Annotated in this window: 16 protein-coding genes; 2 read left to right on the top strand and 14 right to left on the bottom strand. The window is 63.3% G+C overall.

Annotation, left to right across the window (positions count from 1 at the left end):
• Nucleotides 1-918: 918 nt before the first annotated feature.
• From ACF8GB_RS17190 to ACF8GB_RS17140, 11 genes are all read right to left on the bottom strand, one after another.
• On the bottom strand, nt 919-2,211 hold the full coding sequence (locus ACF8GB_RS17190) for an adenylosuccinate synthase (protein WP_058637990.1): 1,293 nt from the start codon (nt 2,209-2,211) through the stop codon (nt 919-921).
• 56 nt (nt 2,212-2,267) lie between these two features.
• The gene (locus ACF8GB_RS17185) at nt 2,268-3,455 is read right to left on the bottom strand and encodes an ATP phosphoribosyltransferase regulatory subunit (RefSeq protein ID WP_023532898.1); all 1,188 of its coding nucleotides are present in this window, start codon (nt 3,453-3,455) and stop codon (nt 2,268-2,270) included.
• A 287-nt stretch (nt 3,456-3,742) separates the two neighbouring features.
• Nucleotides 3,743-4,612 carry a protease modulator HflC gene (hflC, locus tag ACF8GB_RS17180; RefSeq protein ID WP_058605819.1) on the bottom strand — a complete coding sequence of 290 codons (870 nt, stop codon included), beginning with the start codon at nt 4,610-4,612 and terminating at the stop codon, nt 3,743-3,745.
• Complete coding sequence (gene hflK / locus ACF8GB_RS17175; RefSeq protein ID WP_392527356.1) at nt 4,612-5,790, bottom strand: FtsH protease activity modulator HflK; 1,179 nt, start codon at nt 5,788-5,790, stop codon at nt 4,612-4,614. The genes hflC and hflK overlap by 1 nt, the downstream gene beginning before the upstream one ends.
• A 96-nt stretch (nt 5,791-5,886) precedes the next feature.
• Entirely contained in the window at nt 5,887-7,188 is a 1,302-nt protein-coding gene (gene hflX / locus ACF8GB_RS17170; RefSeq protein ID WP_058605817.1) for a ribosome rescue GTPase HflX, read from the bottom strand.
• Between the two features lie 12 nt (nt 7,189-7,200).
• A complete protein-coding gene (gene hfq / locus ACF8GB_RS17165) occupies nt 7,201-7,461 on the bottom strand; it encodes an RNA chaperone Hfq (protein ID WP_015272006.1) in 261 nt (86 codons plus the stop codon).
• A 94-nt stretch (nt 7,462-7,555) separates the two neighbouring features.
• Nucleotides 7,556-8,527, bottom strand: a complete 972-nt coding sequence (gene miaA / locus ACF8GB_RS17160) for a tRNA (adenosine(37)-N6)-dimethylallyltransferase MiaA (RefSeq protein ID WP_078477909.1) — start codon at nt 8,525-8,527, stop codon at nt 7,556-7,558.
• A 1-nt stretch (nt 8,528) separates the two neighbouring features.
• Nucleotides 8,529-10,418: a DNA mismatch repair endonuclease MutL gene (gene mutL, locus ACF8GB_RS17155; protein ID WP_058637987.1), complete on the bottom strand. Its 1,890-nt coding sequence runs from the start codon at nt 10,416-10,418 to the stop codon at nt 8,529-8,531.
• A complete protein-coding gene (locus ACF8GB_RS17150; RefSeq protein ID WP_058605814.1) occupies nt 10,415-11,845 on the bottom strand; it encodes an N-acetylmuramoyl-L-alanine amidase in 1,431 nt (476 codons plus the stop codon). Before ACF8GB_RS17150 ends, mutL begins: the two co-directional genes overlap by 4 nt.
• A 2-nt stretch (nt 11,846-11,847) precedes the next feature.
• Complete coding sequence (gene tsaE / locus ACF8GB_RS17145; protein ID WP_058605813.1) at nt 11,848-12,330, bottom strand: tRNA (adenosine(37)-N6)-threonylcarbamoyltransferase complex ATPase subunit type 1 TsaE; 483 nt, start codon at nt 12,328-12,330, stop codon at nt 11,848-11,850.
• Nucleotides 12,318-13,178 carry an NAD(P)H-hydrate dehydratase gene (locus ACF8GB_RS17140; protein ID WP_078477907.1) on the bottom strand — a complete coding sequence of 287 codons (861 nt, stop codon included), beginning with the start codon at nt 13,176-13,178 and terminating at the stop codon, nt 12,318-12,320. Before ACF8GB_RS17140 ends, tsaE begins: the two co-directional genes overlap by 13 nt.
• 64 nt (nt 13,179-13,242) lie before the next feature.
• Here ACF8GB_RS17140 and queG point away from each other — a divergent pair, with 64 nt between their 5' ends.
• The gene (gene queG, locus ACF8GB_RS17135) at nt 13,243-14,307 is read left to right on the top strand and encodes a tRNA epoxyqueuosine(34) reductase QueG (RefSeq protein WP_058637985.1); all 1,065 of its coding nucleotides are present in this window, start codon (nt 13,243-13,245) and stop codon (nt 14,305-14,307) included.
• Nucleotides 14,308-14,405: 98 nt separating this feature from the next.
• Here the strand turns inward: queG and ACF8GB_RS17130 are convergent, their stop codons facing one another.
• Both ACF8GB_RS17130 and orn read right to left on the bottom strand, forming a co-directional pair.
• Nucleotides 14,406-15,017, bottom strand: coding sequence for a trimeric intracellular cation channel family protein (locus ACF8GB_RS17130; RefSeq protein WP_023532953.1), 612 nt, complete (start codon nt 15,015-15,017; stop codon nt 14,406-14,408).
• A gap of 112 nt (nt 15,018-15,129) precedes the next feature.
• A complete protein-coding gene (orn, locus tag ACF8GB_RS17125) occupies nt 15,130-15,672 on the bottom strand; it encodes an oligoribonuclease (RefSeq protein WP_027913960.1) in 543 nt (180 codons plus the stop codon).
• 139 nt (nt 15,673-15,811) lie between these two features.
• Here orn and rsgA point away from each other — a divergent pair, with 139 nt between their 5' ends.
• Nucleotides 15,812-16,843 (top strand): small ribosomal subunit biogenesis GTPase RsgA, encoded by a 1,032-nt coding sequence (gene rsgA, locus ACF8GB_RS17120; RefSeq protein WP_058637984.1) that lies wholly within the window; start codon nt 15,812-15,814, stop codon nt 16,841-16,843.
• A gap of 80 nt (nt 16,844-16,923) precedes the next feature.
• Here rsgA and motB read toward each other — a convergent pair whose 3' ends face one another.
• On the bottom strand, nt 16,924-17,946 hold the full coding sequence (gene motB / locus ACF8GB_RS17115) for a flagellar motor protein MotB (RefSeq protein ID WP_058637983.1): 1,023 nt from the start codon (nt 17,944-17,946) through the stop codon (nt 16,924-16,926).
• Nucleotides 17,947-17,949 lie beyond the last annotated feature (3 nt).

Genomic DNA, 17,949 nt, shown 5'->3' with positions numbered 1-17,949 from the left:
ACCAGCTGTTCGCTGCTGGTGATCAAGGCTGCGAAACGCTGATCCAGCGCGGCCAGTTGCTGATCGATACCGGCGGTTGACACGCCCAGCAGAACCTTGCCGATTTCCGCCCCGTTTGGGTTGATCGACGCTTCGACCATGTACACGGCAGGATCACGGCGAGCGGCCTCGATCACCTTGTCCAGCGCGCGCTCCCCTTGGCCCTTCTCGAGCAATGCCTGGTTGATCGGGTTCTGTCGGTTCAGGTAGCGGGTCAGGTGCTGGCCTTCTGCATCGTCATAAATCACGAACAGAACGTTGGGATTGCGCTGCGCCCGTCGGGCGAAATCCGACAGCACCGGCACATCCTTGTCCCAGATGGCGCGCGGCGCCACCGAGGCCAGCAACTCTGCCATGTCGTTGGCGGACTCCTTCAGCGTGCCTTCGAGAGTTTCGCGCAGTTGCTGCTGCTCGGCCTGCAGGCGCGTCGAGAGCCCTGCACTCAAGCGTTGGCGCGTGCTGGCAGACAGGCCATCGAGGCCTGCGCGCACCTCCTGGCCGGCTTGCTCCAGATCGGTCGTGAGTTGCTGGCTGTCATGCCCCAGGCGTTCGGCCAGTTCGCGCTCAAGGGCCGAAACGGTGCTTCGTGTCAGGGCAACGGCCACCAGCACTTGCACCAAAAGGGCGATACCCAAGGCCACAAAAACAGGCCGCAACAGGCGGCTTCGTAACAGCGAAAGGATGGCAGACACGGTGAAACCCTCGTGTTTTCTGGCGCCATTACTTTGATGGCATCGACAGACACTTCTTACAGCAAGGGTTATGCCGGTAGCAGCGGGGATAAACGCCAAGTCCAAGCAATGCGCGTTTCATACCCACAATGAAAAACGCCGCGGCCCCTGTTCAGGGCCACGGCGTCGGATCAGCCTGCAGGGCAGATCAGGCGAACGGATGACGCAGCACGATGGTCTCGTTGCGGTCCGGGCCGGTGGAGATGATGTCGATCGGCGCGCCGATCAGCTCCTCGATACGGGTGATGTAGGCACGCGCATTGGCAGGCAGCGCTTCCAGGGTCTTGGCACCCAAGGTCGACTCGCTCCAGCCCGGCAGTGTTTCGTACACAGGCTGCAGGCCGATGTAGCTGTCGGCATCGGTCGGGGCTTCGATCACTTCGCCATTGGCATCCTTGTAACCTACACAGATGTTGATGGTCTCCAGGCCGTCCAGCACGTCGAGCTTGGTCAGGCAGATGCCCGAGATGCTGTTGACGTCGATGGCGCGGCGCAGGATGACGGCATCGAACCAGCCGCAACGACGGGCACGCCCGGTCGTGGAGCCAAACTCATGGCCACGCTTGGCCAGGGTGGCGCCCGTGTCATCGAACAGCTCGGTCGGGAACGGGCCCGAACCTACGCGGGTGGTGTAGGCCTTGGTGATGCCCAGGATGTAGTCCAGGTACATCGGGCCCACGCCGGAACCGGTCGAGATACCGCCAGCGGTGGTGTTGGAGCTGGTGACGTACGGGTAGGTACCGTGGTCGATGTCCAGCAGCGAGCCTTGCGCGCCTTCGAACATGATGTCCTTGCCGGCACGACGCAGTTTGTGCAGCTCGGCAGTGACGTCGAGCATCATCGGCTTGAGCTGTTCGGCATAGGCCATGCACTCGTCCAGCGTCTGCTGGAAGTCGATGGCAGGCTCTTTGTAGTAATTGACCAGCTGGAAGTTGTGGTAGTCCAGCAGCTCGCCCAGCTTGGCGGCAAAACGCTCGCGGTGGAACAGATCGCCCACGCGCAGGCCACGGCGGGCGACCTTGTCTTCGTACGCTGGGCCGATACCACGGCCGGTGGTGCCGATCTTGGCTTCGCCACGGGCTTTTTCACGGGCCTGGTCCAGCGCGACGTGGTACGACAGGATCAGCGGCGCAGCCGGGGAAATGCGCAGGCGCTCGCGCACCGGTACGCCCTTCTCTTCCAGCTTGGTGATCTCGCGCATCAGCGCATCGGGTGCAACGACCACACCGTTGCCGATCAGGCATTGCACGCCTTCACGCAGGATGCCGGATGGAATCAGGTGCAGAACGGTCTTTTCACCGTTGATCACCAGGGTGTGGCCCGCGTTGTGGCCACCCTGGTAGCGCACGACGGCGGCAGCATGTTCGGTCAGCAGATCGACGATCTTGCCTTTGCCCTCATCACCCCACTGGGTGCCCAGGACGACGACATTCTTACCCATTACATTGGTCCTCATTCACGCAAACTTGGTTGCCGGCCTGTTGCCGACGCAGAAACTCACTGGGCCAGCGGCAGAACCTGCCAGCGCCCGTCTTGCTGAATCAATTGACGATCACAATCCGCTTCAAGGGCAGCACTCAGCGGCTGACCAGGCAGGGCCTGGACCACACGCTGGCCCTCGTTGCGCAACTGGCAGACATGCTGCCATAGGGCCGCATCGCCACTGTCCGGCATCCAGATGCCGCCCGTGGGCAGTACGACCTCCGCTCGCCCCAGTGTGACCAGGGTCTTCAAATCCGTGGAGAAACCGGTAGCCGGGCGCGCCCGGCCAAAGTCGGCGCCGATGTCGTCATAGCGTCCGCCCTGGGCAATCGACTGCCCTTCACCTGGCACGAACACCGCAAACACCACGCCCGTGTGGTAGTTGTAACCGCGCAGTTCACCCAGATCGAAGTACAACGGCAACTGCGGGTAACGAGCGGCCAACCGGTCGGCGATGGCCAGCAAATCGTCCAGGGCCGCCAGCACGCTTGCAGGTGCACGACCCAGGCGTACGCGGGCCTCGGCCAGAACTTCCCTGCCGCCACACAGCTCGACCAGGGCTCGCAGCATGTTGCCCACATCCTTTGGCAAGTCGGCCGTCAGCGCCTGCACTTCGTCGACCGCCTTGCGCTGCAGGGCGTCGAACAGCTGCTGCTCGACCGCGCCCGACAGGCCGGCGGCTCGAGCCAGGCCACGGTAGATGCCCACATGGCCCAGGTCCATGTGGACATCAGGCACATCGGCCAACTGCAGTGTGGCGAGCATCAGGCTGATGACCTCCACATCGCTGGTGGGGCTGGCATCACCGTACAGTTCGGCACCCAGCTGGATAGGGCTGCGCGAGGTAGACAAAGCACGCGGCTGGGCATGCAGCACACTGCCGGCGTAACACAACCGGCTTGGGCCTTCACGGCGCAGGGTATGGGCGTCGATGCGCGCGACCTGCGGCGTGAAGTCGGCACGAAAGCCCATCAGGCGGCCGGACTGCGGGTCCACTACCTTGAAGGTACGCTGATCCAGGTCCTGGCCAGCGCCGGTAAGCAGCGATTCCAGGTACTCGATATGCGGGGTGACGACCAGTTCGTAACCCCAACTCTGGAACAGGTCCAACACCTGGCGACGCGCGATCTCGATGCGCGCAGCCTCAGGTGGCAGTACTTCCTCGATGCCATCTGGCAGCAGCCAGCGGTCTACCGTTGCCATTACGCCTTTTCCCCTCTGGTCCGGGCGGCCGCCAGCAAGCCGGCCGTCAGTAAAGCAGGTATCGCGCACAGCAACGGGCAGCACTGATCCCAGCGCAGCCACCGTACCCGATACCCTCGAATTGCCTTGCGAACGTGTCAAAGGCGAACCGACACCAAGCCGATCAACCTTGCAGACGCAAAAAAGCCGGGAAATTTCCCGGCTGACTCATCATACACCCCTTTTGATTCGGGATGCACCCTGCCTGGCGTTTTAGCTGCCAGGCGGGGCGCCTGCCCGAATTCGGCTCAGGGCTTGCTCTTGTCCATGAAGCGGAAGAACTCGTTCTTCGGATCCAGGACCAGCACGTCGCTCTTGCTGGAGAAGCTCTCGCGGTAGGCTTGCAAGCTACGGTAGAACGCGTAGAAATCAGCGTCCTGCGTGTAGGCCTTGGCGTAGATAGCCGCCGCCTGGGCATCACCCTCACCGCGGGTCTGTTCAGATTCGCGATAGGCCTCGGCCAGCAGCACACGGCGCTGGCGATCGGCGTCGGCACGAATACCTTCGGCCAGCTCATTACCCTTGGCCCGATGCTCGCGCGCCTCGCGCTCACGCTCGGTGCTCATGCGATCGAACACACTGCGGTTGACTTCCTTGGGCAGGTCGATGGCCTTGACGCGGACGTCGATGACCTCGATACCCAGCTCCTTGTTGGCCATGCGGTTCAGCGAAGCGGTGATGTCGGCCATCAACGCGTCACGCTCACCGGACACCACTTCGTGCAGGGTGCGCTTACCGAACTGGTCACGCAGGCCGCTTTCCAGACGACGGGACAGACGCTCATCAGCGATCTGCTTCATGCCGGAAGTGGCCGTGTAGAAGCGCTCGGCATCCTTGACGCGCCATTTGGCATAGGCGTCGACCATCACCGCTTTCTTCTCCAGGGTCAGGAACCGCTGGGTAGGGGCGTCGAGGGTCATCAGGCGGGCGTCGAACTTGCGTACCTGGTTCACGTACGGCACTTTCACGTGCAGCCCTGGCTGGACATCGGCCTGAACCACCTTGCCGAAGCGCAGCAATACTGCCCGCTCGGTCTGGGCCACGATGTAGAAGCTGTTCCAGGCCACGATGGCCAGAACCACGGCGGCGATCAGGGCGATCAGCGATCGGTTGCTCATCAGCGGCTCTCCCTAGTGCGCAGCGGCTGCTGTTGCTGTTGCGTGTCCTGCGCCGAGCGCGCGGCGGCAGCGTCGTTGGCCGACGATACACCGCTCGCAGGTGCGGACGAGTTGCGGCTGCCTTCGACCATCTTGTCCAGTGGCAGGTAGAGCAGGTTGCTCTGCCCGTCCTTGGTTGCCACCATGACCTTGCTCGAATTGCTGTACACCGCCTGCATGGTTTCCAGGTACAGGCGCTCGCGGGTCACATCAGGTGCCTTGCGGTACTCAGTGACCAGCTTGGTGAAGCGGTCGGCCTCACCCTTGGCGCGGGCAATGACTTCATCGCGGTAGCCGTTGGCGTCTTCGATGATGCGCTGGGCCTGACCACGGGCTTCGGGCACCACGCCATTGGCGTAGGACTCGGCCTGGTTGCGGGCACGCTGCTCGTCTTCGCGCGCCCGGATCACGTCATCGAAGGCTTCCTGCACTTCACGCGGGGCTGCCGCGCTCTGCACGTTGACCTGGGTAACGGTAATGCCGGTGCGGTAGTTGTCGAGGAAACGCTGCAGACGTTCGCGGATGTCCACGGCCATCTGTTCACGACCTTCGGTCAATACCTGGTCCATGGACGTAGAGCCCACCACGTGACGCAGGGCGCTGTCGGTCGCATGCTGCAGGCTGACCTCAGGCTGGTCGACGTTGAGCACGAAGTCCTGCAGGTTGCTGATCTTGTACTGGACGGTCAGCGGTACCTCGACGATGTTCTCGTCTTCGGTCAGCATCTGGCCCTGCTTGGTGTAGGCCCGCTCGCGCGTGACGTTTTCCATGTACTTGCGATCGATCGGCGGGAAGTAGATGTTCAGGCCGGGACCGACCGTCTCATAGTACTTGCCGAAGCGCAGCACAACGGCCTGCTCCTGCTCGTCGACGACATACACGGCGCTGTACAGCCAGATGGCCGCCAGCACTGCCAGGCCGATGGCCAGCAGCCCGAGGCCGCCGCCTTTGCCGACATTGCGGTCACCGCCACCCCGTTTCTTGCCACCACCGAACATGCCGTTGAGGCTGTCCTGCAGTTTGCGGAAGGCCTCGTCCAGATCCGGCGGACCTTTTTTGTCGCCGCCACCACCGCCACCGCGGCGGCCGCCCCAGGGATCCTGATTGTTCGAGTTGCCACCCGGCTCGTTCCAAGCCATAGCGCTCTCCATCTGATAAAGCAAAGACGCGCCCACGGCGCGCCGTCCAATGCTACAGAATGCCTGTCACTGCTGCCCGACGACCTCGTAGGGCATTTATTGCAAAGTGTGTTGCTCGACAAACACTTGCGGCTCCATGCCTTCACGGCTGACCAGGCGATTGAGTTCTACCCTGGGCAGACGCACGCTCAGCAGGCTGCGCCCTTCTTCATCATGCGCTTCACTCTGCACCGCGCCCAGGTCAAAGAATTGCGCGCGCAGGCGGGCAAAACGTTGCTCCAGGCACAAGGTGCCGACAAACAGATCATCACCCAGCAGCTCGGCAATCGCCTGGCCAACCAACTCCAGGCCACGCCCGTCACGTGCCGAAACCCAGACCCGCTCGGGCTTGCCGTCGGCATTGCGCTGGATCTGCGGCTCGACCTCTTCGAGCAGGTCGAGTTTGTTATACACCTCGAGGATCGGCAAGCCTTCGGCGCCAATCTCGCCCAACACGGCCAGCACCTGCTCGATTTGCTCCATGCGCTCAGGCTCATGGGCATCGATCACGTGCAGCAGCAGGTCGGAGTTGCTCGACTCCTCGAGCGTAGCCCGAAACGCCTCGACCAGCTTGTGCGGCAGATGGCGAATGAAGCCCACGGTATCGGCCAGCACGATAGGCCCCAGGTCGTTGAGCTCAAGCCGACGCAGCGTCGGGTCGAGGGTGGCGAACAACTGGTCGGCGGCGTACACCTCGGACTGGGTCAGGGCGTTGAACAACGTGGACTTGCCGGCGTTGGTGTAGCCCACCAGCGAGACCGACGGAATGTCCGCGCGCTTGCGCCCGCGACGCGCCTGTTCACGCTGGCTGCGTACTTTCTCGAGGCGGGACTTGATCTGCCGGATGCGTACGCGCAGCAGGCGACGGTCGGTTTCGAGCTGGGTTTCACCCGGCCCCCGCAGGCCAATACCTCCTTTTTGTCGCTCAAGGTGGGTCCAACCGCGTACCAGCCGCGTACTCATGTGCTCAAGCTGGGCCAGTTCGACCTGCAGCTTGCCTTCGTGGGTACGTGCCCGTTGGGCGAAGATATCCAGAATCAGCCCGGTCCTGTCGAGCACACGGCACTCGAACACGCGTTCGAGGTTGCGCTCCTGACTGGGCGTGAGGGTGTGATTGAAAATCACCAGGTCTACCTGCTCGGCATGGACACGGTCGTGCAACTCCTCGACCTTGCCACTGCCAATCAGGTACTTGGCCGAGGGCTGATGCCTCGAGACCGTTACCAGCGAGACGATGTCGGCACCGGCCGACAACGCGAGTTCCTGAAACTCCTGCGGGTCTTCGCGCGCCTCAGGGTTCTGACCTTCCAAGTGAACGAGCAACGCGCGTTCACCACCACCGTGGCGCTCAAAGAACAATGCAGGCTCCTATCAGGCGTTGCCTGGCTCGCTGTCGCCGTGATCGGAATCGGACGGGCTTGGCAGACGAACCGGGCGGGCAGGTACAACAGTGGAAATGGCGTGCTTGTAGACCATCTGGCTGACGGTGTTCTTCAGCAGCACCACGAACTGGTCGAACGACTCAATCGAGCCTTGCAGCTTGATGCCGTTTACCAGGTAGATCGAAACCGGAACCTTTTCTTTTCTCAAGGTATTCAGGTAAGGGTCTTGTAGCGAATGCCCTTTTGACATATGCCGCACTCCTGTAAGGATAAATAATTGGAAAATCTGAAAAAACGATAAGTAAGGCCGGCTTTCACAAGGATAGACGGCAATCAGCAGGGACTCAGCTCAATATGGAGACGGCCCCAAGGTATTTCAAGGTGCGGGACAGATTGTCGCAGGCCAGGCTGTCGAGCCAATGCACGTCTGGCCAGCCACGCAGCCAGGTGAATTGCCGCTTGGCCAACTGCCTGGTCGCGATGATACCGCGTTCACGCATCTCATTCTCAGTCAGCTGGCCGTCCAGGTAATCCCAGACCTGCCGATAGCCCACTGCCCGTATAGACGGCAGTCCGGCGTGCAAGTCACTTCTGGCTCGCAGCAATCGGACCTCGTCGACAAAGCCCTGTTCCAACATCTGTGAAAATCGTAACGCAATTCGCTGATGCAGAATGTGACGATCTGTAGGCGCAATCGCAAGACTGGCGACAGTATAGGGCAAATGACCGCAGGCGCTTGCGTCTGCACCGCTACTTTCAGCCAATTGACGCTGTCGATGGGCCGTCATGCTTTGCCCGCTGACCCGGTACACCTCCAGTGCCCGGATCAACCGTTGCGGATCGTTGGGATGGATGCGCGCGGCCGACTCCGGATCGACCTCAGCCAATTGCTGGTGCAGCGCCTCCAGGCCCTCGACCTCGGCCAGGGCCTCGAGCTCGGCCCTGACCTGGGCATCGGCCGCCGGCATGTCGGCCAGCCCCTCGGTCAACGCCTTGTAATAGAGCATGGTCCCGCCCACCAGCAATGGGATATTGCCGCGGGCGGTGATCTGGGCCATCACGCGCAAGGCGTCGGCACGAAACTGCGCAGCCGAGTAAGCGTCGGCCGGGTCGCGGATGTCGATCAGGTGGTGCGGATGGGCAGCCAGCACAGCCTTGGAAGGCTTTGCCGAACCGATGTCCATGCCCCGATAGACCAGGGCGGAATCGACGCTCACCAGCTCGCAAGGCAAGACCTTGCTCAGCTCGATGGCGAGGTCGGTCTTGCCCGATGCCGTCGGGCCCATCAGAAATATTGCAGGGGGCTTGCCACTCATTTCATCGACCGCGCAGGAATAGTTTGTCCAGATCATCCAGGCCCATCTGGGTCCAGGTGGGACGGCCATGGTTGCACTGGCCGCTGCGCTCGGTGTTTTCCATGTCGCGCAGCAAGGCGTTCATTTCCGGGATCGCCAGGCGCCGATTGGCACGCACGGCACCGTGACAGGCCATGGTGCCGAGCAATTCGTTCAGGTGTGCCTGGATACGGTCGCTGGTGCCGTACTCCATGAGGTCCGCCAGCACATCCTGTACCAGGCGGTTGGCTTCAGCCTGCTTGAGCAACGCAGGAATCTGGCGAATCGCCAGGGTTTCCGGGCCAAGGCGCTGCAACTCGAAGCCCAGGCGCTGGAACCAGGCGGCGTGTTCTTCGGCGCAATCGGCCTCGCGCTGGCTCAGGGCGAGCGTTTCGGGCACCAGCAATGGCTGACCGCTAAGACCCTCGCTGGCCATGGCCACCTTCAGCCGCTCGTACATGATCCGTTCATGGGCGGCATGCATGTCGACGAGCACCAGGCCTGCGGCGTTCTCGGCCAGGATGTAGATGCCCTTGAGCTGGGCCAACGCGAAGCCAAGCGGGGGGATGTCGCCCTGGCTTTCCGGCAGCGCGGCGGCGCCTTCGCTCAAGGGCTTGTAGAACTCGCGATAGACCGCCTGGGCCTCGGCAGCCGGCAATGGCTGCGACGGCCTGGGTGTGTATTGATACTGGTAACCCGCGCCACTGCCACTGCCGGCAACAGGAGACGGCGCAGCACGCGGTTGCTCGAGCACGGCCGCAGCCAGGCGCATTTCGCCCTGGGGCCCGAACTCGCCTGCCTGCTGCCCCGTCGGGCGGGTCGCCTCAGGCAAAGCAGCCGGGGCAGCCAACTGGTCTTCGGGACGCACATCGGCCAGGGCACGGTGCAAGGTGCCGTACAGAAAGTCGTGGACGCTGCGTCCCTCACGGAAGCGCACTTCGTGCTTGGTCGGGTGAACGTTGACGTCCACGCCATTGGGCTCAAGCTCAAGAAACAGGACGAAGGTGGGGTGACGACCGTTGAACAGCACGTCCCGGTAAGCCTGGCGTACGGCATGGGCCACCAGCTTGTCGCGCACCGCGCGCCCGTTCACGAAGAAGTACTGCAAGTCTGCCTGGCTGCGCGAGTAGGTCGGCAACCCGACCCACCCCCACAGACGCAGGCCGTTGCGCTCCACGTCGATGGGCAGGGCCTGCTCCATGAAACCCGGACCGCAAATGGCGCCCACCCGCCGGGCACGGTCGGCTTCCTCGCGTGCCTCGTGCAAGCTCAGAATGCTCTTGCCGTTGTGCCGCAGATGGAAGGCCACGTCGAACCGGGCCAGTGCCAGGCGCCGGATCACTTCCTGCAAGTGGTCGAATTCAGTTTTCTCGGCCTTGAGAAACTTGCGCCGCGCCGGCGTGTTGAAAAACAGGTCGCGCACTTCCACGGACGTGCCGACGGGGTGCGCAGCAGGCTGCACCCGCGCAGTCATCTCGCGCCCTTCGGTTTCCACCTGCCAGGCTTCGCTGGCGTTGGCCGTGCGCGAGGTCAGGGTCAGCCGGGCGACCGAGCTGATCGAGGCCAAGGCTTCACCGCGAAACCCCAGGCTCAGGACGCCTTCAAGGTCTTCGAGCTCGCGGATCTTGCTGGTGGCATGGCGCTCCAGCGCCAGCGGCAGGTCGTCGGCAGAGATGCCGCTGCCATCGTCGCGCACCTTCAGCAGCTTGATGCCACCCTGCTCGACGTCGACGTCGATCCGGCGAGCACCGGAGTCAAGACTGTTTTCCAACAGCTCCTTGGCAACCGATGCCGGCCGTTCCACCACCTCGCCAGCCGCAATCTGGTTGGCCAGCCGCGGGCTGAGCAGCTGGATACGAGAGCCGCCGCTCATTGCGAAGCCAACGTGGTGGCAGGAATGTCCAGGCGCTGGCCGACCTTCAGCTCATCGGTCTTTAGGCTATTGGTGCTGCGCAGGCTGGTGACGCTGACCTGATAGCGCACCGCAAGCATGGCCAGGGTTTCGCCGGGCCGCACCGTATGTTCACGCGGGCCCTGGGCGATCTTGCCGCTGTCGCGCAGCCACGCCACGTAAGTGCCTGGCGGTGGGTTCTGCTGGAAGTACTGGCGAACCCCGGTGTGAATGGAGCGGGCCAATGCCTGCTGGTGGCTGCGTGTGGCCAGCTTGGCGGCTTCTGCATTGTTCGAGATGAAGCCGGTCTCTACCAGGATCGAGGGAATGTCCGGGGACTTGAGCACCATGAAGCCGGCCTGTTCCACGCGCTGCTTGTGCAGCGAGGTGATACGCCCCATGTTGCCCAGCACCTTCTGACCGACGTTGAGGCTGGAGCTGAGCGTGGCCGTCATCGACAGGTCGAGCAGCACCCCGGCCAGCATGCGGTCCTTGTCATCGAGGCTGACATTGCCGGCACCGCCGATCAGGTCAGAGCGGTTTTCCGTATCGGCCAGCCAGCGTGCGGTCTCGGAGGTGGCACCGCGGTCGGACAAGGCGAACACCGAGGCGCCGAAGGCAGCGCGCGACGGGGCAGCATCGGCGTGGATGGAGATGAACAGGTCGGCGCCTTTCTTGCGGGCGATCTCGGTGCGCTTGCGCAACGGGATGAAGTAGTCGCCGGTGCGCGTCAGCTCGGCGCGAAAGCCCTTCTCGCTGTTGATCTGGCGCTGCAGTTCGCGGGCGATCTGCAGGACGATGTCTTTTTCATGCTGCCCGCTGGAGCCCGAAGCGCCTGGATCCTCGCCACCGTGACCGGCATCGATGGCCACCACGATATCGCGCTTGCCACTGGGCACCGGTGGCAGCTTGATGGCTGGCTGGGTTGGCGTGACGGGCACCGCTGGCGTGGTGGCTGGCGTTTGCACCGGTGGCGGCGCAGGCGGTGGGGCACTGGCGGCAATGGCGTCCGCCTCCTGATCGTACAGGTCGACCACCAGGCGATTGCCGTATTGCGCGTTAGGCGCCAGGGTGAAGCTCTTGGGCGTGACCGATTTCTTCAGGTCCACGACCACCCGCAGGTCGGTCGGCGTGCGCTGGGCCGAGCGCACGCTGCTGATCGGCGTATTGGACGTCGCCACCTTCAAGGGTGCGCCCAGGGTTGCGCCGTTGATGTCGATGACCAGCCGATCGGGTGCGCTCAATGTGAAGACACTGTGCTGCACAGGGCCAGACAGGTCGAAGACCAGCCGGGTGTTGTCCGGCGCACGCCACAGGCGCACGCTCTTGACTTGAGTGACGGCCAGAGCCTCAACGGTCACCGTTGTCAGCAAAAGCCCAACGATGGCGACCAGTGCGCGTATGCGCATACCTACCCCGCTTGCTGTTTATAGTATTCGGCCAGTGCCACGCACCAGGCGTCGCCGCGAGCCCCCTGCGGCGAAAGTACAAGCGAGCGTCCGCTCGCCTGGGGGCTTATGGTAATGGTCAGGTCAGGCTTTGGCAAAACGCCCGCACCCTTTTGTGGCCACTCGAACAGGCACAGTGGATCACCCTCGAAATAGTCACGAATGCCCATGAACTCAAGCTCCTCCGGATCGACCAGCCGATAGAGGTCGAAGTGAAAAGCTCGGACATCACCAATCTCGTAGGGTTCTACCACGGTAAACGTAGGGCTTTTCACTGCACCCGTATGGCCCAACCCACGAATAAGGCCGCGAGACAGGGTTGTCTTGCCAGCGCCGAGGTCGCCTTCCAGGAAGATGATCCCGCGCCCACCGGTCACACCGGCCAGTTGGCCGCCAAAGGCAACCATGGCCGCTTCATCGGCCAGAAACAGGTTTAAGCCAGACACGCTGAATGCTCCTCCAACAACGCACGAATCACAGGTATCAGATCACTGGCCGCCAACCCCCGGCCGCCGCTACCCAGGCGCTCGCCAGCACAGGCATGCAGCCAGACGCCCAGGCCTGCGGCGTCCCAGGCGCCAAGCCCCTGGGCCAGCAGCGCGCCGCACACACCACTGAGCACATCTCCAAGGCCTGCGCCCGCCATGGCTGGATGGCCACGGTCGCAGCGCGCCAACCGCCCTTCGGGGTCGGCGACCAAGGTACCTGCGCCTTTGAGCACGCACACACTGTTGTGGCGGCGTGCCAGCTTGCGCGCTGCACCCGGGCGGTCCGCCTGCACCGCTTCGGTGGAAATACCCAGCAGCCGTGCAGCTTCGCCTGGGTGCGGGGTCAGGATACTGCCACTGGGCAGCGCAAGGGGCGAGGCTGCCAGCAGGTTCAGGGCATCGGCATCCCAAACCTGCGCGCCCTCGGCGTTGGCCACAGCGGACAGCAGGCTGCGCCCCCATGCCGCCTGCCCCAGGCCAGGCCCCACGACCGCCACCGAAGCGCGGCCCAGCACGGTCATCAACTGGTTGGCCGACTGCACGCCCAGGCACATGGTTTCGGGCATGCGAGTCAGCCCGGCGGCCACGTGCTCCGGCCGCGTGGCTACGCTCACCAGCCCCGCGCCGCAGCGCAACGCGGCCTCGGCGCTGAGCAGGACGGAGCCGCCGGTGCCAAGGTCGCCGCCGACCACCAGCACATGGCCGAAGTCACCTTTATGGGCCTGAGCAGGGCGTGGCGGCAGGCGGGCAACGGTCAGGCTGCTCAGCACTGTGGGGGCGTGTACGGGGTTACTGGTCTGTTGCATGGGGTCAAAAGCTCCAATGTCTGGCAGAATTATACGCACCTCTGCCCGTATTGCTTGCCCATCCATGTCCGCCTTCACTCCTGACCTCGACGCACTGGCCCATAACATCAAGCTGTGGGGCCAGGAACTGGGCTTTGCCCACGTCGGCATCGCCGGTATCGACCTGGGCGAACACGAGCATCACCTGCAGCGCTGGCTGGACGCCGGTTATCAGGGGGAGATGGAATACCTGGGGGCACACGGCAGCAAGCGCGCCCACCCAGAGCAGCTGATTCCAGGCACCGTGCGCGTCGTCTCGCTGCGCATGGACTATCTGCCCGGCGACACGCAAATGGCGCAGCGCCTGGCCCAACCGGAAAAGGCCTACGTATCCCGCTATGCCTTGGGCAGGGACTACCACAAGCTGGTGCGCAAGCGTGTGCAGTCGCTGGCCGACCGCATCCAGCAGGCCATCGGCCCCTTTGGCTACCGAGCCTTCGTCGACAGCGCGCCGGTGCTGGAAAAGGCGCTGGCCGAACAAGCCGGGCTTGGCTGGATCGGCAAGAACACCCTGTTGCTCAACCGCAAGGCCGGCAGCTACTTCTTTCTGGCTGAACTGTTCGTCGACCTGCCCCTGCCAGTGGACCAGGCCACCACCAGCGAGCATTGCGGCCGCTGCACGGCTTGCCTGGACATCTGCCCAACCCAGGCGTTCGTCGGCCCGTACGTGCTCGATGCCCGCCGCTGCATCTCCTACCTGACCATCGAGCTCAAGGGGCCGATCCCGGTGCAGTTGCGCTCGATGATGGGCAACCGGGTGTTCGGCTGCGATGACTGCCAGATCGTCTGCCCCTGGAACCGCTTCGCCAAGCCCACCCGCGAGCAGGACTTCCAGCCCCGCCACGGCCTGGAGAACGCGGAGCTGGCGCAGATGTTCTTGTGGGATGAGCCTACTTTCCTGCGCAAGACCGAAGGCGGGCCATTGCGACGTGCCGGTTATGAGCGCTGGCTGCGCAACCTGGCCGTTGGTCTGGGCAACGCCCCCTCCACGATCCCGGTCATCGAAGCCCTCAAGGCGCGACGCGACGATGCCTCGCCACTGGTGAGGGAACACGTGGAATGGGCGCTTGCCCGGCACGGGGTGGCATGACCCTAAAGGGGAGGTCGCGATAGGCCGCATAGCGGCCTCTGCACCTTTGCGGTGTAGCACAAAGCCAGGGCCCGCTAGCCTGGTGCGGGCGCCCAACCTCACTGCTGGTCATTGTAATGAAACTTGGGCATCTCCCAGTGAAAGCGGATAGCCAGCAATCGCACCAGAAAGCCACCGAACAAGGTCAGCAGCATGGCTTGCTCTGCGGGCACCTTGAAGTAGTCGCAGCCCAGGTAGAACCAGGCCGCAGCGAACGACACGCTCGCGTAAAGCTCCCGGCGGAACACAAGCGGAATGTCATTGCAGAAGATATCCCGCAGAATCCCGCCGAAGACCCCCGTGATCACACCGCTGATGGACGCCACCAGCATGCCCTGCCCCATCTCCAGCGCGGTCATGCAACCAATGAGGGTAAAGGCCACCAGCCCCAAGGCGTCGAGTACCAGAAACAGGGAGCGCAGGCGGCGCATCATCGGCGCGATGAAAATGGTCAACAGCGCCGCACAGCTGGTCAGCACCAGGTATTCCGGGTGCTTGACCCAGGTCAGCGGGTAGTGCCCCAACAGCACGTCACGCACCGAGCCACCGCCCAATGCGGTCACGCATGCGATCAGCACCACCCCGAACCAGTCCATGCCACGACGGCCGGCAGACAGCGCACCGGTCATCGCTTCGGCGGTGATGGCGATCAGATAAAGCATCAGCAACATGAGCAAGACCCACACCGATCACCCGCTCAAGCGACCGTCAGCGCACGGCCTCGGGCAGAAGTGCCGGGGGCCGTACGCTAATGGTCGCGTGAAGCGCGTGAGCTGCGTTTTTTTAGAATTTGATGAAGTGTTCGCGGTAGTGGCGCAGCTCGGCGATGGATTCGCGAATGTCGTCCAGCGCCAGGTGCGTGTTGCCCTTGCTGAAGCTGTCTCGCACTTCGGGGGCCCAGCGCGCTGCCAGTTCCTTGAGGGTGGAGACGTCGAGATTGCGGTAGTGGAAGTAATTTTCCAGCTGACGCATGTGCCGGTACAGGAATCGACGGTCCTGGCAGATGCTGTTCCCGCAGATTGGCGATTTGCCTTTAGGTACCCACTGCTCGAGGAAGGCGATGGTCTGGGCCTCGGCCTGGGCCATGCTCACCTGGCTCTCGCGCACACGCTGGGTCAGGCCGGAGGCGCCGTGGGTGCGGGTGTTCCAGTCGTCCATGCGCGCCAGCACTTCATCACTGTGGTGGATGGCGATGACCGGGCCCTCGGCCAGCGTATTGAGGTCGCTGTCGGTGACAATGGTGGCCATCTCGATGATGACATCGCTGTCCGGATCCAGCCCGGTCATCTCCAGGTCGATCCAGATCAGGTTCTGTGGGTTTTGCATGCAGGCACTCCTCCGATGGAGGCCTATATTAGCGCAGTGCACCCCCACGAACCAAAGTGAAGCGGACAGCGTTCAGGCCCGGCATGCTAGACTGCCAGTCGTTTTCTACGCCCCGCACGGGGCCTTCTACGGAGCGTTCATGGCCAAACGCCAGCTCAACCGTCGCCAGAACTGGCGTATCGAAAAGATTCAGAACGAGCGCGCTGCACGTGCGGCAAAGCGCGAGCAGCATGCCTTGCAGGAACTGGAAGGCGGCGACCTTGGGCCCGAGCAGCTGGGGCTGGTGATCGCGCACTTCGGTGTACAAGTTGAAGTCGAAGCCCAGGATGGCGACACCGCAGGCCAGGTGTTTCGCTGCCACCTGCGCGCCAACCTTCCTGCGTTGGTCACTGGCGACCGCGTGGTCTGGCGTGCCGGCAACCAGGGGATCGGCGTCATCGTTGCGCAGATGCCCCGTGCAACCGAACTGTGCCGGCCCAACAACCATGGCCAGCTCAAGCCAGTGGCGGCCAATGTCGACCTTATCGTCATCGTTTTCGCACCGGCGCCGGAACCGCACCCCAACCTCATCGACCGCTACCTGGTGGCCGCCGAGCATGCCGGCCTGCGGCCCCTGTTGCTGCTGAACAAGGCTGACCTGGTCAATGACGAGAACGGGCCAGGCCTGCAAGCGCTCCTGGACGTCTACCGTGAACTGGGCTACCCGCTGCTGGAAGTGTCGGCGCATCAAGGGGATGGCATGCAGCGCCTGCAGCAGTCACTGGATGGACACATCAGCGTCTTCGTCGGTCAGTCGGGGGTGGGCAAGTCGTCGCTGGTCAACAGCCTGCTGCCACAGGCCGGTACCCGGGTCGGTGACCTGTCGGAATGGTCAGGCCAGGGCACCCATACCACCACCACCGCCCGCCTGTACCACTTCCCCAACGGGGGCGACCTGATCGACTCGCCGGGCATCCGTGAGTTCGGCCTGGGGCATGTCAGCCGCACCGATGTGGAAGAGGGCTTTATCGAGTTCCGCGACCTGTTCGGCACCTGCCGCTTCCGCGACTGCAAACATGATCGCGAGCCTGGGTGCGCGCTGCTCAAGGCCCTGGAAGACGGGCGAATCAAGCCACAGCGGATGAACAGCTACCGCTCGATCATCGCCAGCCTGCCGGAAGAAACCTACTGATCAACCCTGCATGCCCAATGCAGGCGAGGTACCTTGTCCGCCCCGGCAGTGACCGGCAGCCCAACGGGGCTGCCAAGCCCTTACTGTTCCTTGGCCTCATCCATCTTCAACGTGCCGTCCTCGAAGATGTTGAGCTTCTGGCGCAACTCACGTGGTTGCATGGGCGTATGGTCATCGGCCGCCGAGGGTGCCGGTGCAGTCGTTGAAGGTGGCTGCGCCCCGGTAGGGGCTTGCGCCGGCGGTGGCGCGGCGCCCTGCTCGCCTTCGATATCACGCTGGGCCTTCTTGGTCAGCACGATGATGTCGATCCGACGGTTTACCGGGTTGAACGGGTTCTTGCGATCGAACAGCGACGAAGACGCATACCCCACCACCCGTGCCACCTGGCCATCTGGATACCCCCCTGCCACCAGGGCCCGCCGCGCAGCGTTGGCACGGTTGGCCGACAGCTCCCAGTTGCCGAACTCGCCAGCGCCTGCGTACGGCTTGGCATCGGTATGGCCACTGACGCTGATCTTGTTGGGCACGGTCTTGATGGTATCGGCCATGGCCAGCAGGATGTCCTCGAAATAGGGCTGCAAGCGTGCACTGCCGATGTCGAACATGGGCCGGTTCTCGGCGTCCATGATCTGGATGCGCAGGCCGTCCTGGGTGATCTCGAACAGGATCTGGTCCTTGAACTTCTGCAGCTGCGGGTTCTCCTCCACCTTGTTCTGCAACTCCTGCAGCAGCAGCTCGAGGCGCTCGCGCTCGACCTGCTCGGCCATGGTTTCCACTTGGTCCTTGTTCAGTTCGATGCTGGTGTCTGGGGTCGGCTCCGATTTCACCTCGGGGTTGATGGTCTTCTCCGGCGCCAGCTCGGGCGAGCCGCCCAGGTCGATGACGTAGGGTGTACCACTCTCGGAGAAGCCGATCGGGTCCTTGAAGTACCCGGCGATGGCGATCTTCTGCTCAGGGGTTGCGGTCGACAGCAACCACAGCACCAGAAAGAACGCCATCATGGCCGTGGCGAAGTCGGCAAAGGCGATCTTCCAGGCGCCACCGTGGTGGCCGCCGCCAAAGCGCTTTACGCGCTTGACGATGATGGGCTGATTGTTCTCCATGAC

Source organism: Pseudomonas sp. xss_4, assembly GCF_043104125.1.
Taxonomy (GTDB): Bacteria; Pseudomonadota; Gammaproteobacteria; order Pseudomonadales; family Pseudomonadaceae; genus Aquipseudomonas; species Aquipseudomonas parafulva_B.
This window is presented reverse-complemented; position numbering and strand designations above follow the sequence as displayed.

Excerpts from the sequence above, each read along its gene's own strand:
- ACF8GB_RS17190 (WP_058637990.1), bottom strand. The coding sequence starts at position 2,211 with ATGGGTAAGAATGTCGTCGTCCTGGGCACCCAGTGGGGTGATGAGGGC.
- mutL (WP_058637987.1), bottom strand. The coding sequence starts at position 10,418 with ATGAGCGGCGGCTCTCGTATCCAGCTGCTCAGCCCGCGGCTGGCCAAC.
- ACF8GB_RS17185 (WP_023532898.1), bottom strand. The coding sequence starts at position 3,455 with ATGGCAACGGTAGACCGCTGGCTGCTGCCAGATGGCATCGAGGAAGTA.
- orn (WP_027913960.1), bottom strand. The coding sequence starts at position 15,672 with ATGCAAAACCCACAGAACCTGATCTGGATCGACCTGGAGATGACCGGG.
- rsgA (WP_058637984.1), top strand. The coding sequence starts at position 15,812 with ATGGCCAAACGCCAGCTCAACCGTCGCCAGAACTGGCGTATCGAAAAG.
- ACF8GB_RS17150 (WP_058605814.1), bottom strand. The coding sequence starts at position 11,845 with ATGCGCATACGCGCACTGGTCGCCATCGTTGGGCTTTTGCTGACAACG.
- hflK (WP_392527356.1), bottom strand. The coding sequence starts at position 5,790 with ATGGCTTGGAACGAGCCGGGTGGCAACTCGAACAATCAGGATCCCTGG.
- ACF8GB_RS17140 (WP_078477907.1), bottom strand. The coding sequence starts at position 13,178 with ATGCAACAGACCAGTAACCCCGTACACGCCCCCACAGTGCTGAGCAGC.
- miaA (WP_078477909.1), bottom strand. The coding sequence starts at position 8,527 with ATGAGTGGCAAGCCCCCTGCAATATTTCTGATGGGCCCGACGGCATCG.
- queG (WP_058637985.1), top strand. The coding sequence starts at position 13,243 with ATGTCCGCCTTCACTCCTGACCTCGACGCACTGGCCCATAACATCAAG.
- ACF8GB_RS17130 (WP_023532953.1), bottom strand. The coding sequence starts at position 15,017 with ATGTTGCTGATGCTTTATCTGATCGCCATCACCGCCGAAGCGATGACC.
- motB (WP_058637983.1), bottom strand. The coding sequence starts at position 17,946 with ATGGAGAACAATCAGCCCATCATCGTCAAGCGCGTAAAGCGCTTTGGC.
- hfq (WP_015272006.1), bottom strand. The coding sequence starts at position 7,461 with ATGTCAAAAGGGCATTCGCTACAAGACCCTTACCTGAATACCTTGAGA.
- hflC (WP_058605819.1), bottom strand. The coding sequence starts at position 4,612 with ATGAGCAACCGATCGCTGATCGCCCTGATCGCCGCCGTGGTTCTGGCC.